This window comes from Snodgrassella alvi (genome assembly GCF_040741455.2).
Taxonomy (GTDB): domain Bacteria; phylum Pseudomonadota; class Gammaproteobacteria; order Burkholderiales; family Neisseriaceae; genus Snodgrassella; species Snodgrassella alvi_E.
Genome location: NZ_CP160328.2, coordinates 39,186 through 56,477, shown reverse-complemented (window position 1 = coordinate 56,477; position 17,292 = coordinate 39,186). Strand labels below are relative to the sequence as shown.

General features: G+C 42.6%; 13 protein-coding genes. 8 read left to right on the top strand and 5 right to left on the bottom strand.

Going from position 1 to position 17,292, the window contains the following annotated elements; all coding sequences use genetic code 11:
- Positions 1 to 192 precede the first annotated feature (192 nt).
- Positions 193 to 2,970 carry a flavocytochrome c gene (locus ABU615_RS00245; protein WP_367488792.1) on the top strand — a complete coding sequence of 926 codons (2,778 nt, stop codon included), beginning with the start codon at positions 193 to 195 and terminating at the stop codon, positions 2,968 to 2,970.
- A 25-nt stretch (positions 2,971 to 2,995) separates the two neighbouring features.
- Entirely contained in the window at positions 2,996 to 3,970 is a 975-nt protein-coding gene (locus ABU615_RS00240) for an FAD:protein FMN transferase (RefSeq protein ID WP_267390141.1), read from the top strand.
- 65 nt (positions 3,971 to 4,035) lie between these two features.
- On the opposite strand, the gene hisC is transcribed toward ABU615_RS00240, so the two are convergent.
- The 5 genes from hisC to ABU615_RS00215 all read right to left on the bottom strand — a co-directional run bounded on the left by hisC (position 4,036) and on the right by ABU615_RS00215 (position 9,993).
- A complete protein-coding gene (gene hisC / locus ABU615_RS00235; RefSeq protein WP_370388967.1) occupies positions 4,036 to 5,097 on the bottom strand; it encodes a histidinol-phosphate transaminase in 1,062 nt (353 codons plus the stop codon).
- 81 nt (positions 5,098 to 5,178) lie between these two features.
- A complete protein-coding gene (locus ABU615_RS00230) occupies positions 5,179 to 6,723 on the bottom strand; it encodes a SulP family inorganic anion transporter (RefSeq protein ID WP_267390139.1) in 1,545 nt (514 codons plus the stop codon).
- Between the two features lie 24 nt (positions 6,724 to 6,747).
- Positions 6,748 to 7,932, bottom strand: a complete 1,185-nt coding sequence (locus ABU615_RS00225; protein WP_370388966.1) for a 5-(carboxyamino)imidazole ribonucleotide synthase — start codon at positions 7,930 to 7,932, stop codon at positions 6,748 to 6,750.
- Positions 7,933 to 8,401: 469 nt separating this feature from the next.
- The gene (locus ABU615_RS00220; RefSeq protein WP_267408074.1) at positions 8,402 to 9,016 is read right to left on the bottom strand and encodes a ricin-type beta-trefoil lectin domain protein; all 615 of its coding nucleotides are present in this window, start codon (positions 9,014 to 9,016) and stop codon (positions 8,402 to 8,404) included.
- 29 nt (positions 9,017 to 9,045) lie between these two features.
- Positions 9,046 to 9,993, bottom strand: a complete 948-nt coding sequence (locus ABU615_RS00215) for a class I SAM-dependent methyltransferase (RefSeq protein WP_367488811.1) — start codon at positions 9,991 to 9,993, stop codon at positions 9,046 to 9,048.
- Between the two features lie 415 nt (positions 9,994 to 10,408).
- On the opposite strand from ABU615_RS00215, the gene ABU615_RS00210 reads away from it, so the two are divergent.
- The 6 genes from ABU615_RS00210 (at position 10,409) to ABU615_RS00185 (ending at position 17,292) form a co-directional block, all read left to right on the top strand.
- Entirely contained in the window at positions 10,409 to 11,743 is a 1,335-nt protein-coding gene (locus tag ABU615_RS00210; RefSeq protein ID WP_370388965.1) for a DEAD/DEAH box helicase, read from the top strand.
- A 238-nt stretch (positions 11,744 to 11,981) separates the two neighbouring features.
- On the top strand, positions 11,982 to 12,173 hold the full coding sequence (locus tag ABU615_RS00205) for a hypothetical protein (RefSeq protein ID WP_367421922.1): 192 nt from the start codon (positions 11,982 to 11,984) through the stop codon (positions 12,171 to 12,173).
- 283 nt (positions 12,174 to 12,456) lie between these two features.
- The gene (locus ABU615_RS00200; protein WP_267390132.1) at positions 12,457 to 12,996 is read left to right on the top strand and encodes an RNA pyrophosphohydrolase; all 540 of its coding nucleotides are present in this window, start codon (positions 12,457 to 12,459) and stop codon (positions 12,994 to 12,996) included.
- Positions 12,997 to 13,122: 126 nt separating this feature from the next.
- The gene (locus ABU615_RS00195; protein WP_370388964.1) at positions 13,123 to 15,108 is read left to right on the top strand and encodes a DNA topoisomerase IV subunit B; all 1,986 of its coding nucleotides are present in this window, start codon (positions 13,123 to 13,125) and stop codon (positions 15,106 to 15,108) included.
- Positions 15,109 to 15,995: 887 nt separating this feature from the next.
- Positions 15,996 to 16,358 (top strand): roadblock/LC7 domain-containing protein, encoded by a 363-nt coding sequence (locus ABU615_RS00190; RefSeq protein ID WP_100139998.1) that lies wholly within the window; start codon positions 15,996 to 15,998, stop codon positions 16,356 to 16,358.
- 430 nt (positions 16,359 to 16,788) lie between these two features.
- Entirely contained in the window at positions 16,789 to 17,292 is a 504-nt protein-coding gene (locus tag ABU615_RS00185) for a PAS domain-containing protein (RefSeq protein WP_370388963.1), read from the top strand.

The window sequence follows — 17,292 nt, the reverse complement described above, 5'->3', positions numbered from 1 at the left end:
AGCATCTACATAGCAAAAATCAGCTTAGTTTTACCAGAATTAACCGCATAATTTTGATTATCATCAATACAATAGCTTTAATATATGCCATTGTTATATATACTACTTTTGCTCAATAGAAGAGTACAAAGGTTTACGCTACCATGCGCCTATTTCTAATTTTAGACTGATTCTGATTAACTGATAATGCGTATGAATACCCCATCTTCTCCACTATATAATCCGCTTACCCTACCCAACGGGGCCATTCTGAAAAACCGGCTGGTCATGGCACCAATGACAACATGCTGCGGATTCTATGATGGCACGGTTACCGACAACCTAATTGAATATTACCGCCAGCGAGCTGGCAGCATCGGAACTGTTATAGTGGAATGCGGGTTCGTCGATACCATGGGACCGGCTTTTCCTGGCGCCATCGGCATACATAACGACGACTGCATCGAAGGTCTGAGCCTGCTTGCTGCAGCTATCAAAGAACAAGGTTCTAAAGCAATTATACAAATCTATCATGGCGGACGCATGGTGGAACCTCAGCTTATCGGCGGCCAAACACCAAAAGCACCCAGTGCCATCGCTATTCCTCGACCAAATGCCACAGTACCGGTAGCAATGAGCGCGGGTGAAGTGGAAGACATGATTATAAAATTTGGCGATGCCGCCAGACGAGCCATAGCCGCCGGCTTCGATGGCATTGAAATTCATGGCGCCAATACTTATCTGATTCAACAGTTTTTCTCACCTCATGCCAACCAGCGACAAGACAAATGGGGTGGTAGCCGTGAAAACCGCACCCGTTTCCCGCTAGCGGTACTAGAAATCAGCCGGCAAATGGCAGAAGAACATGCAAATAAAGAATTTATCATTGGTTACCGCTTCTCACCAGAAGAGCTAGAAGTACCTGGGATTACCTTTGAAGATTCCTTGTTTTTACTAGATAAACTAGCACAAACCGGTCTTGACTATGTCCATTTCTCCATGGCTGCGACTTTACGTCCATCCATCATTGATACTGACGACGAAACACCGTTAATAGATAAATACATTCAACAGCGTTCAGCAGCGCTGGCTAAAGTACCCGTAATCGGCGTAGGTAATGTAGTAAACAAGGCTGATGCAGAGACAGCCATGGCACACGGCTATGATTTAATAGCTGCAGGACGAGCATGCGTTGCCTATCCAGATTGGGCAGATCGTATACAGCAATACGATGATTTACAACTGTCCATGAATAGCGATCAGCGTACCGAGCTATGCATACCCGAGCCCTTATGGCGCTTTCCGCTTATCCATAGCATGGTACGAGAAATCAACACCAAAAAATTCCATGCCGGCACCTACCAGCAGACAGTCAGCGATGACTACGAAAACAAATTCGTTATCAATGTAGAGCTGGGAGAAGATTTCATCAAAGACATGTCACTTATAAATGCCGAACAGCTAGACCACGTATCCGTTCGCAATTTCAACGAAATCAAAGAGCGGATATTGGCCGCCAACAGCCCTTATGTCGATGCCATCAGTGGTGCCACATCACAGTGCGATGCCTTTAAAAAAGCAGTAACAAAAGCCATTTCCACCTCCTACAAAGTAGCCAGCATTGTTGAAGGCGGCGATGGCGACGACAAAACCTGTGATGTGGTTGTAGTAGGTAGTGGTGGTGCCGGACTGGCAGCAGCAATAGAAGCTCACGACAAAGGTGCATCTGTCGTCATCATTGAAAAAATGCCAATTGCCGGTGGCAATACCAATAAAGCCTCAGCCGGCATGAACGCCGCAGAAACCCTGTTCCAGCAACAGGCAGGCATTACCGACCATAAAGAATGGTTCTATAACGAGACCTTAAAAGGCGGTAAAAACAAAAACAATCCTGAACTATTACACTACTTTGTCGAACATGCGCCGGCGGCTATCAATTGGCTGGACGCAAAAGGAATCCGCTTAAACAATCTAACTACCACAGGCGGCATGAGCGTAGACCGCACCCATCGTCCAAATAATGGTGCGGCCGTAGGCGGATTTCTGATTAGCGGCTTATTGAAAAACATCAATGAGCGCGGTATCGAACTGATGCTCGATACCTCCGTTACCGATATCGAACTAAAAGATGGACGGATCAATGCAGTAATAGTGAATGACGAAGATGGCAATGAACAACGCATCAGCACCAAAGCAATCATCGTAGCCACAGGTGGTTTTGGTGCCAACGCGCAGATGGTGACACATTACCGACCAGACTTAGCAAATTTTGTAACCACAAACCACAAAGGCGCTACCGGTTCAGGCATCGCCCTGTTACAGAAAATCGGCGCTGGTACCGTTGACATGAATGAAATACAGATTCATCCCACAGTCGAACAAAAAACTGCCTATCTGATTTCAGAATCTATACGTGGCGGTGGTGCCATACTGGTATCACGGCATGGCAAACGCTTTGTCAACGAGCTAGACACACGCGATAAAGTTTCCAACAGTATCATCGCCCTTACAGATCATTATGCTTATATATTATTCGATGAGCAAATACGTCAGGAAAATAAAGCAGCAGATACCTACATCGGCAAAGGACTGGCTGTACAGGCAGATTCTTTAGTTGGACTGGCAGAAAAACTGGATATTAACCCGGAAACCCTCAGCAATACGGTAGAACGCTATAATCGTTTTGTCGAACAGCAGCATGACGAAGATTTCGGCCGCACCACCGGCATGCGCCATCCTTTAAACCAGCCATCATTCTATGCAATTCCGATTGCACCAGGTATCCACCATACCATGGGTGGTGTTACTATCAACACCAATACAGAAGTACTTGATACCAATGCGCAAGTTATTAAAGGCGCATACGCAGCAGGCGAAGTAGCTGGTGGCGTACACGGGGGTAACCGCATCGGTGGTAACGCCATTGCCGATATCATTATTTTTGGTATTCAGGCTGGTGATCAGGCAGCTGCCTATGCAAAAGACCTATAATTATTGATTTACCTTGCTCATCACCATGTCAGAAACCTGCCATACCTACAGCCAGCAGCTCATGGGAACAACAGTTTCCCTACAACTTTTTGTAGAAAACCTGCCGGCAGTATCAGCTGTGTTTCAAACCATACAGGCTTTAGAAACACGATTAACCGTCAACAGAAACCATTCAGAAGTGATGAGCATCAATCATGCTGCCGGCTCACAGCCGGTAGCAGTCAGCAAACTAGTTTTTGATTTAATCCGTCAGGCCAAACAGGCCAGCCTACTTCCCCATAGCTGTTTCAACTTTGCCATTGGACCACTGGTTAAACTATGGAAAATCGGCTTTAACGGCCACAGCGTCCCGCCTGCTGAAGAAATTGCTAAGCGGCTGACCCTAGCTAATCCTGAGCTAATAAAACTAGACGAAAAAAATCATACTGTTTTTCTGACCAGAACCGGCATGGAAATAGATTTAGGTGCCATTGCCAAAGGCTATATAGCAGATATAACCAAACTGGTATTAGCCAGCTATGGCATCCATCAGGCCATAATCAACTGTGGCGGTAATGTATTAACCATTGGAAGCTCGCCCCTCACCAGCAATCAGCAATGGCATATCGGACTAAAACGCCCGTTTGCCGCCGCAGACAGCCTGCTGGGAATTCTGCATCTGCAAAATAAATCAGTTGTAACATCTGGGATTTATGAACGCTATTTCATCCTGAATGAAAAACTGTATCACCACATCATTGATCCTCAGAGTGGCTACCCTTTAGACAATGAGCTGCAAAGTGTCACTATCATTTCCGACAACTCCTTGACTGGCGATATCTATTCCACAATTCTTTACGGCTTGGGAGTAGAACGAGGAATAAAAGAATTAGATAAACATCAATATATGGGTGCCATATTTGTGACCAAAGACAAAAAAATAATCATCAGATCCAATCAGCACTTCGAATTTAAATCACTAGCAGATGATTACCAAATTTGCTCATATGAACTAAATTGAATTCCTACGAACTGCCTGAAATAGCCAATACCCAAATAATAAATTAATATTTTTAATTATTATTATTATTTCATCAATAATTCTTTCAGCACCGCTATTAGACGCTGCTGTTGCTCAACTGTCCCAATACTGATACGCAAAAAATTATCAATCCTAGCCTGTTGAAAATGGCGCACCACCACACCATGCTGACGCAAAAAGACAGCAATCTCCTCGGCAGCTTTTTCTACGTGACAAGCAAATACAAAATTGGCATAAGAAGGTAAGACTTCAAAACCCAGGTGCCGTAATTGTTCAGTCAGCCAGATACGGTTATCGATGACTTTTTTACAAGTAGAACGAAAATAGCCATCATCCTTGAAGGCAGCAATAGCCGCCGCCTGTGCCACACGATCCAGCGGATAGGAATTAAAACTGTTTTTTACTCGCTCTAGCCCTTCAATCAATTCAGCCTGCCCCAATGCCAGACCAACCCGCATACCAGCTAGCGACCGTGACTTAGATAATGTCTGCACTACGAGTAGATTAGGATAATCTGCAATCAACTTCACCGCAGAGACACCACCAAAATCAATATAAGCTTCATCTACCAGCACCACACATTCAGGATTAGCTTGCAATATCTTTTCAATCATTGCGAGCGGTAGAATACAGCCGGTAGGTGCATTCGGGTTTGGAAAAATCACACCCGCCACTGCCCCAGCGTAATCTGCCGAATTAATGGCAAACTGCGCATCCAGTGGTATCACACGCGGTTTCACATCATACAACTGACAATACACTGGATAAAAGCTATAGCTAACATCGGGCATTAACAACTGCTGTTTACCTTGAAAAAAAGCTGCAAAAGCGTGTGCCAACACCTCATCAGAGCCATTTCCCACAAACACTTGCGATTTTTGCAAACCATAGTAGTCTGCCACAGTCTGCTTAAGATTATCTGCATTCGGATCAGGGTATAAACGCAAATCCCCATTTATTGCGTCATACATTGCTTGTAACACCAAAGGTGATGGTGCAAATGGATTCTCATTAGTGTTCAGTTTAACCAGATTAGAAAATTTAGGCTGCTCACCGGGTACATAAGGCTGCAACCTTTTAGTATTCTCACTCCAAAATTTACTCATTCTATTTCTATTCCTTTGTTATAAAACTTGGTTACTTACAAACCCACACAATCGCAACTCAGCCCCGTATCACAACCGAATTCATACTGTTACAGGCTCACCAGCATAGCTTGGGCTGATCAATAAAGATTCAGCATCACGCGTACTCAATTGCTCAGGCAGCAAATAATCCAATTTTTTAGTCGTTAGCACCATACATGCTGCTTCACTCAGGCCACAGATATATAAAGTTTTACCTTGCTGATGCAGGTTACGTGCCAACACCTGCAAATGGACAAATACCGTCACATCAGTATGACAGCCTGCACTAACATCCAGATAAACCTTTTGTACTTTCAATGTCCGAACCAAATCAAAACTTCGATGGAGTAAGCTACTGGCATTAGCAAACAGCAAAATCTGTGGCAGCGTAATAACAGCTTCCTGTACCACAATCTGCACTTCAGGCAGCAACAACGGCCATGCTCGCAGACGAATAGTATGCCAGCACATCACAATCAAGCCTAAAGAAATAATCAGCCATAAACCGGCACAGATACCAAACAACACAATCAGCAGCGCAGAAACACACAACCATAACAAATCACCCCATTGGCGATAATACAAGCGCAACTCACTCCAGTTTATCTGCACGCAGATTGCATACAGCGCAATTACGGCCAGCACTGGCAGCGGAACCGCACGCCACCATGACCAGCAATAGATCAGTAACAATATCACCAGCGCAGTCAACAACGTCGAACGGGTTAATCGCAGAGCCTGATCATCTACATAACCCACACTGGCCACCATACCGCCAGTCAGCGCAGACAGAATATTAGTCAAACCAGTCAAACCAGTGCTGTACCGGAAACGATCTGGTAAATATTGGCAAATTTCTACATTAATCAATAAAGCAATCGTAGCACTCATAAATACCAGCAAAGCCCAGTCTGCATGTACTTGACTCACTTGCATCCAAACTTGCCAGTTTTGCTGTACCGGAGTAGCCACACCCAGCAATGTAAACGGCCAAATATGGCTGAGCATCCATACCAACAGCAACACCCACAAAGCTTTCGGCTGAGATTGCGTTCGCCAAAACAGCAGTAAAGCAAGAGAAAGAGCAGCCAGCACCACGCTCGGCCAGTTCCAGCTATGCCAGTTTAGCAGTAGCACCCATTGCTCCAGCCATGAGCTATTATTGGCGGCCACACCAAGAATAATCGGTGCCAGCATCACCATCAGAGTCAAGGAAATCCCCATTCCGATACCGTGCCACACCGGACGGGCAATCCAGTTCATACAATGCCGTGGCAGAATCACAGTCAGCAATACTAACCAGCCTCCAGTAAACAGAGTCAGCATACTCGCTACCATAAGCCGATCCGACACCGCACCGGCATAGTAAGCTATTGATGCGGTAAGCATCAAAGCTGAAAACGGTGCGGGCGTCAGCAATACTTTATTACGGCCACCAAAAAGAAGGCAGCACAATAGTGCACACAACAAACTGGCCAGAGCCATAGAAATGGGCAAGCCGGTGATACCGGCACAAGCAAGAGCCATCGGCAAAACATAGCCCAGCATCTTCCAGCCATGTGACAGCCATACCAAAGGCCGCCACTTAAAGCTTTTCAGTTCCAAGGTATTATCCTTTAGCCCAAATCATCAGGATAAATTAACATCAGTCGAGCAAAATTCTTGAGCACCAGATTGCAAACGCAGATGAAGAGCGCGAGCCATTTGCAAGGCCTGCTCAGAATCCTGCGCAAGAACAGTAAAATGTCCCATCTTGCGACTCGGACGGACTTGTTTTTTACCATACAGATGTAAAAATGCCGTTGCATGATTCAGCACGACAGACCAGTTCGGCTCAGTTTGCGGCGGCCATACATCACCAAGAATATTGGCCATACAGCAAGGCTGTAACAAATCAGCAGCAGCCGGTTTTAAACCACACATTATCCTTACCTGTTGCTGAAACTGGTCCGAAATACAGGCATCCATACTAAAATGGCCCGAATTATGCGGCCGAGGCGCCACTTCATTCACTACCAGCTGCATCTTGCTGCCCACAACAAACATCTCAACTGCCATGACCCCTCTATATTCCATGGCCTGAGCCAGCCGGCATGCCATCTGCTCAGCCTGCTGTAAAACTGAAAGAGGTAGTCTAGCCGGTACCAGCGAATATGCCAAAATACCATTTTCATGCTGGTTTTCTGCAACCGGAAAACACACCGTGTACTCTTCATCAAGCCGTGCCACTACCACCGAAATTTCCGCACGCAAATCTACTTTTTTTTCCAGCACACAGCGCACCTGCCCTAATTTGACAAAAGCAGACTTCAATTCAGCAATTGTGCTAACCGCTATCTGACCTTTACCATCATAGCCCAGCGTCGCCGTCTTCAGTATTCCTGGTAATAATTCTTCAACATGGCTATCAATATCAGATTCAGCACAAACAACACGATAAGGTACCGTTTTCAGCCCAGCTTTAGCAATCCATTCCTTTTCCTGCTGCCTGTCTTGTGCAATAGCCACACATTCACCAGAGGGAGACACAACTGTATATTGTGCCAACCAGCGCATAGACTGAGCATTGACATTTTCAAATTCCGTCGTTACCGCCGCACATTCAGCCATAGCCTGTAAAGCTTTAGAATCATCAAAAGCAGCGCACAAATGCACATCAGCAAATTGAGCAGCAGGAGCTTCAGGATCAGGATCCCATACCATCACCTGATAACCCATTGTTTTAGCAGCAACTGTAAACATTGCCCCTAACTGGCCACCGCCCATAATGCCCAGCATTGAAGGTGGCAGAATACAGGAAGAAAAACAAGACATAACGGTATAGAACAACCCTCAGAATACAAACAATATCATTTTAAAATAATCTTATGCCAAAACAGCTAATCGCATTGAGATCTTAAACTTACTCAGTGTCTAATTTACCTGTCAGCAAATCAATATACAAACTATGCAAATAATAATAGTAATTAATGCACTTAGCAGCCAGATAGGTTGCAAAAAACCTTCATATCAGCCAAATCTCAGAATTTTTAAATAAAAAAATAAAATTCTTTAAATAAATTACCTTAACCAATCGAAAAATAAAATTAAGTAAACCCAAAAATAATATTACCTTCAATTATGTTAACATAAATCAATTCTTGATTACAAAATCAAACACAAATGACCAGTTATAATCCATCAATTTAAATTCAAAATTAGTTAAACAGAGCAGTCAACAGTCATCTAATTAGATACCACAAACCCAAAATACATTTAATCAATTCCCAATTTATTCATAGTTTTAATGAAATTGCTGACTAGAAACATCACTACAGGGTTGTAATTGCAAAGAGCCGTTAGCCCCATCCACACATAATTTACTATCCCTATCTCGAAGCTGGCGTCCCGTTAGTAGCCAGTTATTTCTTCTACTTTGCGTACAAGAAACGACTCCAACATCATGATTTTTAACAGCAAGGCAACGATTGTTCAGCCATACTTTTCCCTGATGGAAATACATAGCCTCACTGATTTCTCCAGCCGTACAAGTTTCAAGCAAAACAGGCTGCCATACCGAAGCCATGCTTTTCGTACGCAAACATACACTATTGAGCGGACGCAAGCTGATACTGGAAGAAACAGGATAAACAGGCGGATAAGGTAAACCTTCAGGATAATCTGGATAAGGCAGAGCAGCAGGATATACGGGCGTATCAGTATAAATCACAGTTGCGCCAGCAGGGGCATCAATATGTACCGTTTTATTAATCGTAGTGGTTCGTGAAATAGGCAAATCAACAATGATATCGCGTTCACCATGACCGGAATGATATATGACCGCTGCTTCGGTCAAAGCTGGACAACACAGCATACTCATCAAAATCAAAATTTGCTTGAATTGTATATTGCCAATCATTATCACCTCCCGTAATCATAACCCAGAAATTATCGATGCCTGATCTCCCAACACTGGTGAATGCGGGTATTGCGAAAATCATCAGGTACAGTATTTGCAGAAATATCCCGAATGCTGTAGCGTTGATGCAAACCAGCATTCAACGTGAAACTCCGCAGATTATTTGAGAAAAACAACACCCCCTGTGGCGCCAATAAATGCATCGCCCCATCAATCAACTTTTCCTGATCCCGCTGAATATCAAGAATATCTCGCATTTTCTTACTATTAGAAAAACTCGGTGGATCCATTACAATTAAATCAAACTGCCTGCTTAGTTCAGCTGCCTGCTGCAGATACAGGAACACATCAGCACGCACAATCTGATGCTTTAAACTATCCAATCCATTTAGCTCAAAATTACGTTTCGCCCATTGCAGATAAGTATTTGACAAATCGACTGTTTCACTCAATATGGCTCCACCGGTGGCCGCATAAACCGTAAAACTACCCGTATAAGCAAATAAATTCAAAAAACGTTTACCTTCAGCTAGATTACCGATTAATCTGCGAGTATTACGATGATCTATAAATAAACCCGTATCTAAATACTTATCCAGATTTACCCAAAAAGCACGTTCGTATTCATGAATAACAAAATCTGTGCCTTCGGCACCGGTTTTTTCATACTGCTCTTTACCTTTCTGGCGCGCCCGTCTTTTAACATGAATATTGTCTGCAGGCAGCCCTGTAACGAACACTATCGCCTCAATAACCCCGCCCAGCCATTCCTCATACTCTGCCTTCTGCATCAGCCAGCCAGTATCATATTCCTGCAAATGAACCTGATCCTTATAAATATCCACCGCAAACGGATATTGAGGAATATCACGGTCGTACATCCGCCATGCCTCCAGCCCCTGACGCTGCGCCCACTTACGCAAATGTTTAATATTCTTACCAAGACGGTTAGCAAAAGCACCTATATCATTACTCATAAATAAAACTTTACATATCTGCCATAAACAACCTAATACCCACATTGTAACGGAAAAAACCACCATCTCCCCAGCGCGTTTGAAATAACCATCCAGTCATCAGGTTGCTAAAAAAACCAAAATAACTTATAATTTAACGAATAATTTGAAACCATCGTTTACAACCTGAGTTAATTCCGGCGTATCCAGAATCTCTTTTATGATGTAACGCCATCTACCATTAGCCGCAGTATTGCTTTCGCTACTTGGTTGTCGTCGATGTATAAAATACCCACACACAAGCTAACGACAACCAATTGCTATCTTTATATTACTTTCCTCCTTGGCTTAAGCTAGCAACAGTTTCCAGTAATCTATTTTCAACAAAATAAACTAGATTATCACGTTTGGTTGGTCGTTTAACCAAAGGAAAACCATGACATTGTCTTTTTCAGATTTACATTTAGACAAACAAATTACCAGCGCGCTCACTGCTGCCGGATATGAAACCCCAACTCCTGTACAACTGGAATCTATTCCCGCTGTTTTAAATAATCAGGATGTAATGGTTTCTGCACAGACAGGTTCAGGCAAAACAGCTGCTTTTCTTTTGCCAACGTTACAAAAATTGCTTAAACGCAGCGAAAAATCCGGCAAAGGCCCGCGTGCACTGGTATTAACGCCCACACGTGAACTTGCCCAGCAAGTCGAAAAAAATGCTCAGATATACGGCAAAAATATGCCTTGGCTGCGCACAGTTACCCTAGTGGGAGGCACCGCTTTCGGACAACAAATCCGAGCCTTAGCGCGCCCCATCGACCTGATTGTAGCTACTCCTGGACGATTAATGGATCACATGCGTCAGGGACGCATCGATTTTGGGCGTTTGGAAGTCCTCATTCTGGACGAAGCAGACCGCATGCTAGACATGGGCTTCATTGATGACATCGAAACCATCGTCGCAGCCACTCCTGCCGAACGTCAAACCCTATTATTCTCAGCCACATGGGATGGCATGGTTGGCAAACTGGCGCAGAAACTAACCAACCAGCCTCAGAAAATTGATATTGCCCGTGAAGAAAAACAAGGCAAAATCGATGAACAATTGCTATATTGTGACGATATTCGTCATAAAAATCGCCTGCTAGATCATTTGTTACGTGATGCCAGTATCGATCAAGCAGTAATCTTTACCGCCACCAAAGCTATGTCCGAACAACTGGCTGACGAACTATACGAAAAAGGTTTTTCTGCTAACTGTCTGCATGGAGACATGCCCCAGGGCTGGCGAAACCGCACCTTGATGGATTTACGCAAAGGCCGAATTAAAATTCTGGTCGCTACAGACGTAGCTGCACGAGGTATTGACGTACCTACTATTACGCATGTAATCAATTACGACCTACCCAAACAGGCAGAAGATTATGTACACCGCATAGGACGTACCGGCCGTGCAGGTCGCACCGGTTTGGCCATTACTTTTGCTGAGGTGAACGAGTACATCAAAGTTCACAAAATAGAACGCTACCTCAATCGGAAACTGCCTGAACATACCATCAGCGGCATGGAACCCACTCGCAAGCGTTCGAGTAAATTTGCTAATAAAGGTCGTCGTTCATTTGGCAACCAAGGCAAAAGCGGCAACTGGAATACCGGCCGTCGCCATAATAATGAGCAACAGCCCAACCGTTCGCGCCAAGGCAATCAAGCAGGACGTCAGCGCAGCAATCCGCAAAATAGACATAGCAGCAACAGCCAACCAAAACATTAATTCTTAATTATCTACACATTTATCAGGCAGCTTTTGCTGCCTGATATCTTCAAAATCATTAAGTTCAGACCATATCTGTTTTTATCATCATCAAACAGAACATCTTTACTGTCTTGCAAATTTTTGTTATATCTAATATATTTTATAGTAAAACAAAAATTATCTAAAAAAACAATAATAATATTCATGCAGGCATAAGCATTGTCACCTTATAGTAGTACCTGTAAAACAAGTATTAATGACAACAGTTGGTGCACAACACCGACAAGCGAGAAAGGATTTAACTATGCAACATCGTCGAAGATTACAAATTTTTCAGGCAGCCAAACGAGCTGCATTTTACCAGCACACTCAGCCGGTTAATACAAAAGAGCAGATTCCAGAAGAAAACGAAAAAAATATTCTTCTATTGGAAACTGTGCACCAGTAATAGTACTTAGGTAATACATAACAAGCCATATTGATCAGATATGGCTTGATTCATAATTATCCGGATAATCAATATATCCAATACTGACTCAATTGCAATATACAATCAACATAACATATTACCTACTCTACTCTTGTTTGATAAATCCTTTAATATATAAAACCAACAAAAATACCAATAGCATTTAATTAAGCAAATAGCCTTGTCTCATCATCAAACAATCCTAACTGGTTTCCTATCTCGATTTGTGCGAAAATTCAGTTTATTTTCTGGGCGAACTACCATGTTAGACAGAGAAGGTTATCGCCCCAATGTCGGGATAATCATCACCAACGACCGTAATGAGGTTTTCTGGGGCAAACGGGTACACGAACATTCTTGGCAGTTTCCACAGGGTGGCATCAAACCGGGAGAAAGTCCCGAAGCTGCCATGTATCGAGAATTGATGGAAGAAGTAGGCCTGTTGCCACATCATGTCAAAATCATTGGGCGCACTCGTGACTGGTTACGTTATGACGTTCCCACACATTGGATTAAACGCGAATGGCGAGGCTCCTATAAAGGACAAAAACAGATATGGTATCTGCTGCGTCTGACTGGACGGGAAAGTGATATCCACCTGCGTGCCACCCACCATCCCGAATTTGATGCATGGCGCTGGCACCAGTACTGGGCACCAGTGGATGAAGTGATAGAATTCAAACGCAATGTCTATCTTAATGCACTGCACGAATTGTCGCGTTTTCTGCATCAACTACCGGAGTGGACTGAATTCGTACAAAACCGTCAGAACCACGATGATAAATATTCACTGGCTGAATAAAAGCCGGTCATTCAGCCGGCATTTACCTGCCTGATCCCAGCACAAAACAAAAACAAATTACCGAAAAATTAAATTTTTTACGGTAATTTGTTCTATATTGGCAATACTACCAGTCTGAAATAAATTATGAGCAAATCCATAACTTACGATGAATCTAGCGTAACCGTACTCAAAGGTCTGGCACCAGTTAAAGAACGGCCAGGCATGTACACCAGAACCGACAGCCCTACCCACATCATTCAGGAAGTCATTGATAATGCTGCCGATGAAGCACTTGGCGGTTATGCACAAAACATCGACGTAATCCTAAATCAGGATGGTTCAGTAACCGTAAAGGATAATGGACGAGGCATACCAACTGGATTACATCCAACTGAGCAGGTTCCCGTAGTCGAACTGGTTTTTACCCAGCTTCATGCGGGTGGTAAATTTAACAAAAAAAGTGGTGATGGTGCTTACGCATTCTCTGGCGGGCTACATGGTGTCGGCGTTTCCGTTACCAACGCCCTCTCCACCAGATTAGAAGTCACAGTTAAAAGAAACAGCAAAATTTATCAAATTGTCTTTGCAGCTGGAGAAGTTATTCAGCCCCTGACTGAAATTGGCAAATGCACCTCCAAAGATAGTGGAACAGAAGTTCGCATCTGGCCTGACGGTCATTACTTCGACAACCCACAATACAACATAGCTGAACTTGAACGCACATTGCGTGCCAAAGCAGTATTACTGCCAGGTATCAGCGTCACCCTTACTCGGTATATCAATGGTACAGATGAAGCACAGACACAAAACTGGCACTATCCGAATGGCCTAAAAAGTTATTTACTGAATCTCCTCTCAGATAGCCAAACCGCTACACCTATCTTTGCTAGTGAAAATTATCTAGGCGCCAACCATGACACAGATTTCAATCAAGGCGAAGGTGCAGCTTATGCATTAAGCTGGGTAGAAGAAGGTAATGCACCCAGTGAAAGCTATGTAAACCTCATACCCACAGCCCTTGGCGGCACACATGAGGCAGGTCTCAAACAAGCCGTCTTTCACGCCGTCAATAATTTCATTAACCACCACAACCTGCTGCCACGCGGTGTAAAACTTCAATCAGATGATGTATTTTCCCGCGTCGCTTTTGTATTATCCGCCCGTCTGCTGGATCCACAATTTCAGGGACAAACCAAAGACAAACTCACCAGCCGTGATGCACTCAAACTGGTGGCAGCTATGTGCAGCGATCCGCTTGAGCTCTGGCTGAACCAAAATATCGACACTGGAAAAAAAATAGCCGAACTGGCCATTCGTCAGGCGCAGGCGCGCATGCGCTCAACCAAAAAAATAGAAAAGAAAAAAGGATCCGGAGTAGCCGTCTTGCCAGGTAAACTCACAGACTGTGAAAGTGAAGATATACGTGAAAATGAACTTTTTCTGGTCGAAGGAGATTCTGCCGGCGGTTCTGCCAAACTGGCTAGAGATAAAAATACCCAAGCCATCCTGCCCTTACGCGGCAAAGTATTAAACAGCTTCGAAATTCATCGCGATCAGTTATTTGGCAATGCAGAAATTCACGATATTTCTGTAGCCATTGGCGTAGACCCGCACGGAAAAAATGATAATCCAGATTTATCCGGCCTTCGCTACGGCAAAATCGCCATATTATCCGATGCCGACGTAGACGGTGCTCACATTCAAGTACTACTACTTACCCTCTTTTATACCCACTTTCCCCGTCTGATTGATGCAGGACACATCTACGTAGCCCAGCCGCCTCTATTCAGAGTGGATGTCAACGCACAGGGTAAAAATAAACCAGCGCGTAAACTTTATGCACAGGATCAGGCAGAACTAGATACCATTCTGGATCGACTGCAAAGCGAAAAGGTTAAAGAAAGCGCCTACAGTATCAGTCGATTTAAAGGTCTGGGAGAAATGAATCCAGATCAGCTTAAAGACACCACCATGAACCCCGATACCCGCTTCCTTTTACAAGTACAGATAAGAGAAGAAGACAGCAACGAAACCCGCAACATCTTTGTTAAACTAATGGGCAAAGGAGAAGCATCATCCAGACGCATATGGATGGAAGCAGAAGGAGACAAAGTAGAAACCGATATATAATTAACCATATAACCAATATCGGCTTGACCTAAATACATAAGACTCTGTATCAAAGCATATCCGTAAGCAATGAAGTTTTATATAAATGTAACTACAGGTTCTTAACAAATAACAATCTGTAGTTACATTTATATGTTTAAATACGTATCAATGCTTTTTTATTTATAAGAATTAAGCTAATAGTCAAATAATATATCACCATTACCGCTAAATAATATAATTAGCCTGTTCAACAATGCTCAACTTACATCACGAATAAAAAACTTGAAACAAATTCTGTATAGCAAGAACCTTCATGCAATACAGACTAAATCTCCCCAAAACTTTAGAATTAAAATCCGTACAAAATCTAGCAAAATTAAAATATCTCACAGCATAACCAAATCAAGAGTCACAAACTATATAAAGACATACCCTCATCAGAAGGTAAAAGCAAACTCTAAACACCAGGTCATTAAAATAAATGAACATAAATTTTATTTAATATTAGTTTAATTAAAATATGGCCAACAAAGTCGTATATTATTTGCTAATTAGATATGTAAATTTATATTTATACATAGTAGTCACACAACTTAAAATTGAACTTTAAGTCAAACTGATATTGATTTAAATCAAATAAATGTTCTTTAAGCAATCCAGCATTCTGTCCATATTTAGAATAATGTTATAATAAAGAATAGTTTCTGAAGACCAATAAAATAGACTGAACAAATACTACAGAATATTACTTTCAATACAACGTCAAATCAGAAAAAAAATGCATCGAAAATAAAAATAAGAATTATCTATAAAGATAATTGATAAAATTTAATAACATTTTTTTGCAAAAAAATTCACCCATCTTTATAATTAACACGGTTACAGTCAATTTTAGAGGAATTTTCATGAAATATGATTTCATCGAAGGCGTATTAAAAACACTAAACAGTACACCTGACATTACATCTTCTGCTGTTATTTCTACTGACGGTCTGCCAATCGCCTCAGCACTGCAAAGTGGCATGGATGAAGACCGAATCGGCGCCATGGCTGCGGCATTACTTTCATTGGGTAACCGCTCTGCTAAAGAAGTATTAAAAGGTTCTTTGGATAATACTATTATTCATACAGATAAAGGCTATATGCTGCTGTTTCAGGCATCTGAAGCCATCTTGTTAACCATCACTACAACACATGAAGCAAAATTAGGTTTGATTTTGTTTGAAGCTAAACGTGCATTGAAAGAACTAGCTGATCATTTTGGTTAATATTCAGTTTGCTTAACCTGAAATGTGCCATGCCTAATTAAAGCCATACATGCAAAATAAATGGTATATCCAAAACGGTTTTTGTAATCAGCACAACACTGAAAATTTGGTTTAATCTTTCAGAATTGTTCAAATCCGGTTTCATAAACAGGATTGATCGCTGTCAGGCAAATTCATATAAGCAAAAACCGGTTTTACTGTATGACAGAAAGTTTAATATCTTTAAGCATCCTTTAGATTAAAGCATAGCATATAAACATCGGGCGAAGATTACTCTGTCCCCGAAAAGCATATTCAGAAGTTTTCAGCAGCAATTGACGTATAACATCAAAACAGACAGAGCTGCTACAAAAACATAATAACACTGAAATGCTTACATTAAGCACACTCATTCTTCACCAGATTAAACCAAATTGAAGGACAAATTAACATGGATATGAGTCGTTGGATTCAGCCAAAACCTCAGAGCGAATCTACAGAGTATAAAATCAAACATTATCAGCAAGAAGGGGAATCCACAGTATATGTTACCAATCAGGAATTTCCCTATCCTGATGGCGCATTGATTGTATCCCGTACTGATCTTGACGGTATCATTACACATGCCAATGATGTATTTGTTGATATCAGTGGTTGGACCCGTGATGAAATTATCGGCGCGCCGCACTGCCTATTACGTCATCCAGATATGCCCAAAGCACCCTTTGCCGACATGTGGGCTACCTTGCAAAGAAAAGAACGCTGGTATGGCTATGTCAAAAACCTGCGCAAAGACGGTGGTCATTACTGGGTATATGCAACTGTTATTCCCAACCTGCGTCAGGGCAAAGTTATCGGCTATAGCTCAATCCGCCGCAAACCGAGCCGCGAAAAAGTAAATGAAATGAGCGCGAAGTATGCAGAAATGCTGAAATCTGAACAGGAAGGAAAATAA

What these genes read in the sequence shown, in the direction of transcription:
- ABU615_RS00245 (WP_367488792.1), top strand. Translation starts at nt 193, where the DNA reads ATGAATACCCCATCTTCTCCACTATATAATCCGCTTACCCTACCCAAC.
- ABU615_RS00240 (WP_267390141.1), top strand. Translation starts at nt 2,996, where the DNA reads ATGTCAGAAACCTGCCATACCTACAGCCAGCAGCTCATGGGAACAACA.
- hisC (WP_370388967.1), bottom strand. Translation starts at nt 5,097, where the DNA reads ATGAGTAAATTTTGGAGTGAGAATACTAAAAGGTTGCAGCCTTATGTA.
- ABU615_RS00225 (WP_370388966.1), bottom strand. Translation starts at nt 7,932, where the DNA reads ATGTCTTGTTTTTCTTCCTGTATTCTGCCACCTTCAATGCTGGGCATT.
- ABU615_RS00220 (WP_267408074.1), bottom strand. Translation starts at nt 9,016, where the DNA reads ATGATTGGCAATATACAATTCAAGCAAATTTTGATTTTGATGAGTATG.
- ABU615_RS00215 (WP_367488811.1), bottom strand. Translation starts at nt 9,993, where the DNA reads ATGAGTAATGATATAGGTGCTTTTGCTAACCGTCTTGGTAAGAATATT.
- ABU615_RS00210 (WP_370388965.1), top strand. Translation starts at nt 10,409, where the DNA reads ATGACATTGTCTTTTTCAGATTTACATTTAGACAAACAAATTACCAGC.
- ABU615_RS00205 (WP_367421922.1), top strand. Translation starts at nt 11,982, where the DNA reads ATGACAACAGTTGGTGCACAACACCGACAAGCGAGAAAGGATTTAACT.
- ABU615_RS00200 (WP_267390132.1), top strand. Translation starts at nt 12,457, where the DNA reads ATGTTAGACAGAGAAGGTTATCGCCCCAATGTCGGGATAATCATCACC.
- ABU615_RS00195 (WP_370388964.1), top strand. Translation starts at nt 13,123, where the DNA reads ATGAGCAAATCCATAACTTACGATGAATCTAGCGTAACCGTACTCAAA.
- ABU615_RS00190 (WP_100139998.1), top strand. Translation starts at nt 15,996, where the DNA reads ATGAAATATGATTTCATCGAAGGCGTATTAAAAACACTAAACAGTACA.
- ABU615_RS00185 (WP_370388963.1), top strand. Translation starts at nt 16,789, where the DNA reads ATGGATATGAGTCGTTGGATTCAGCCAAAACCTCAGAGCGAATCTACA.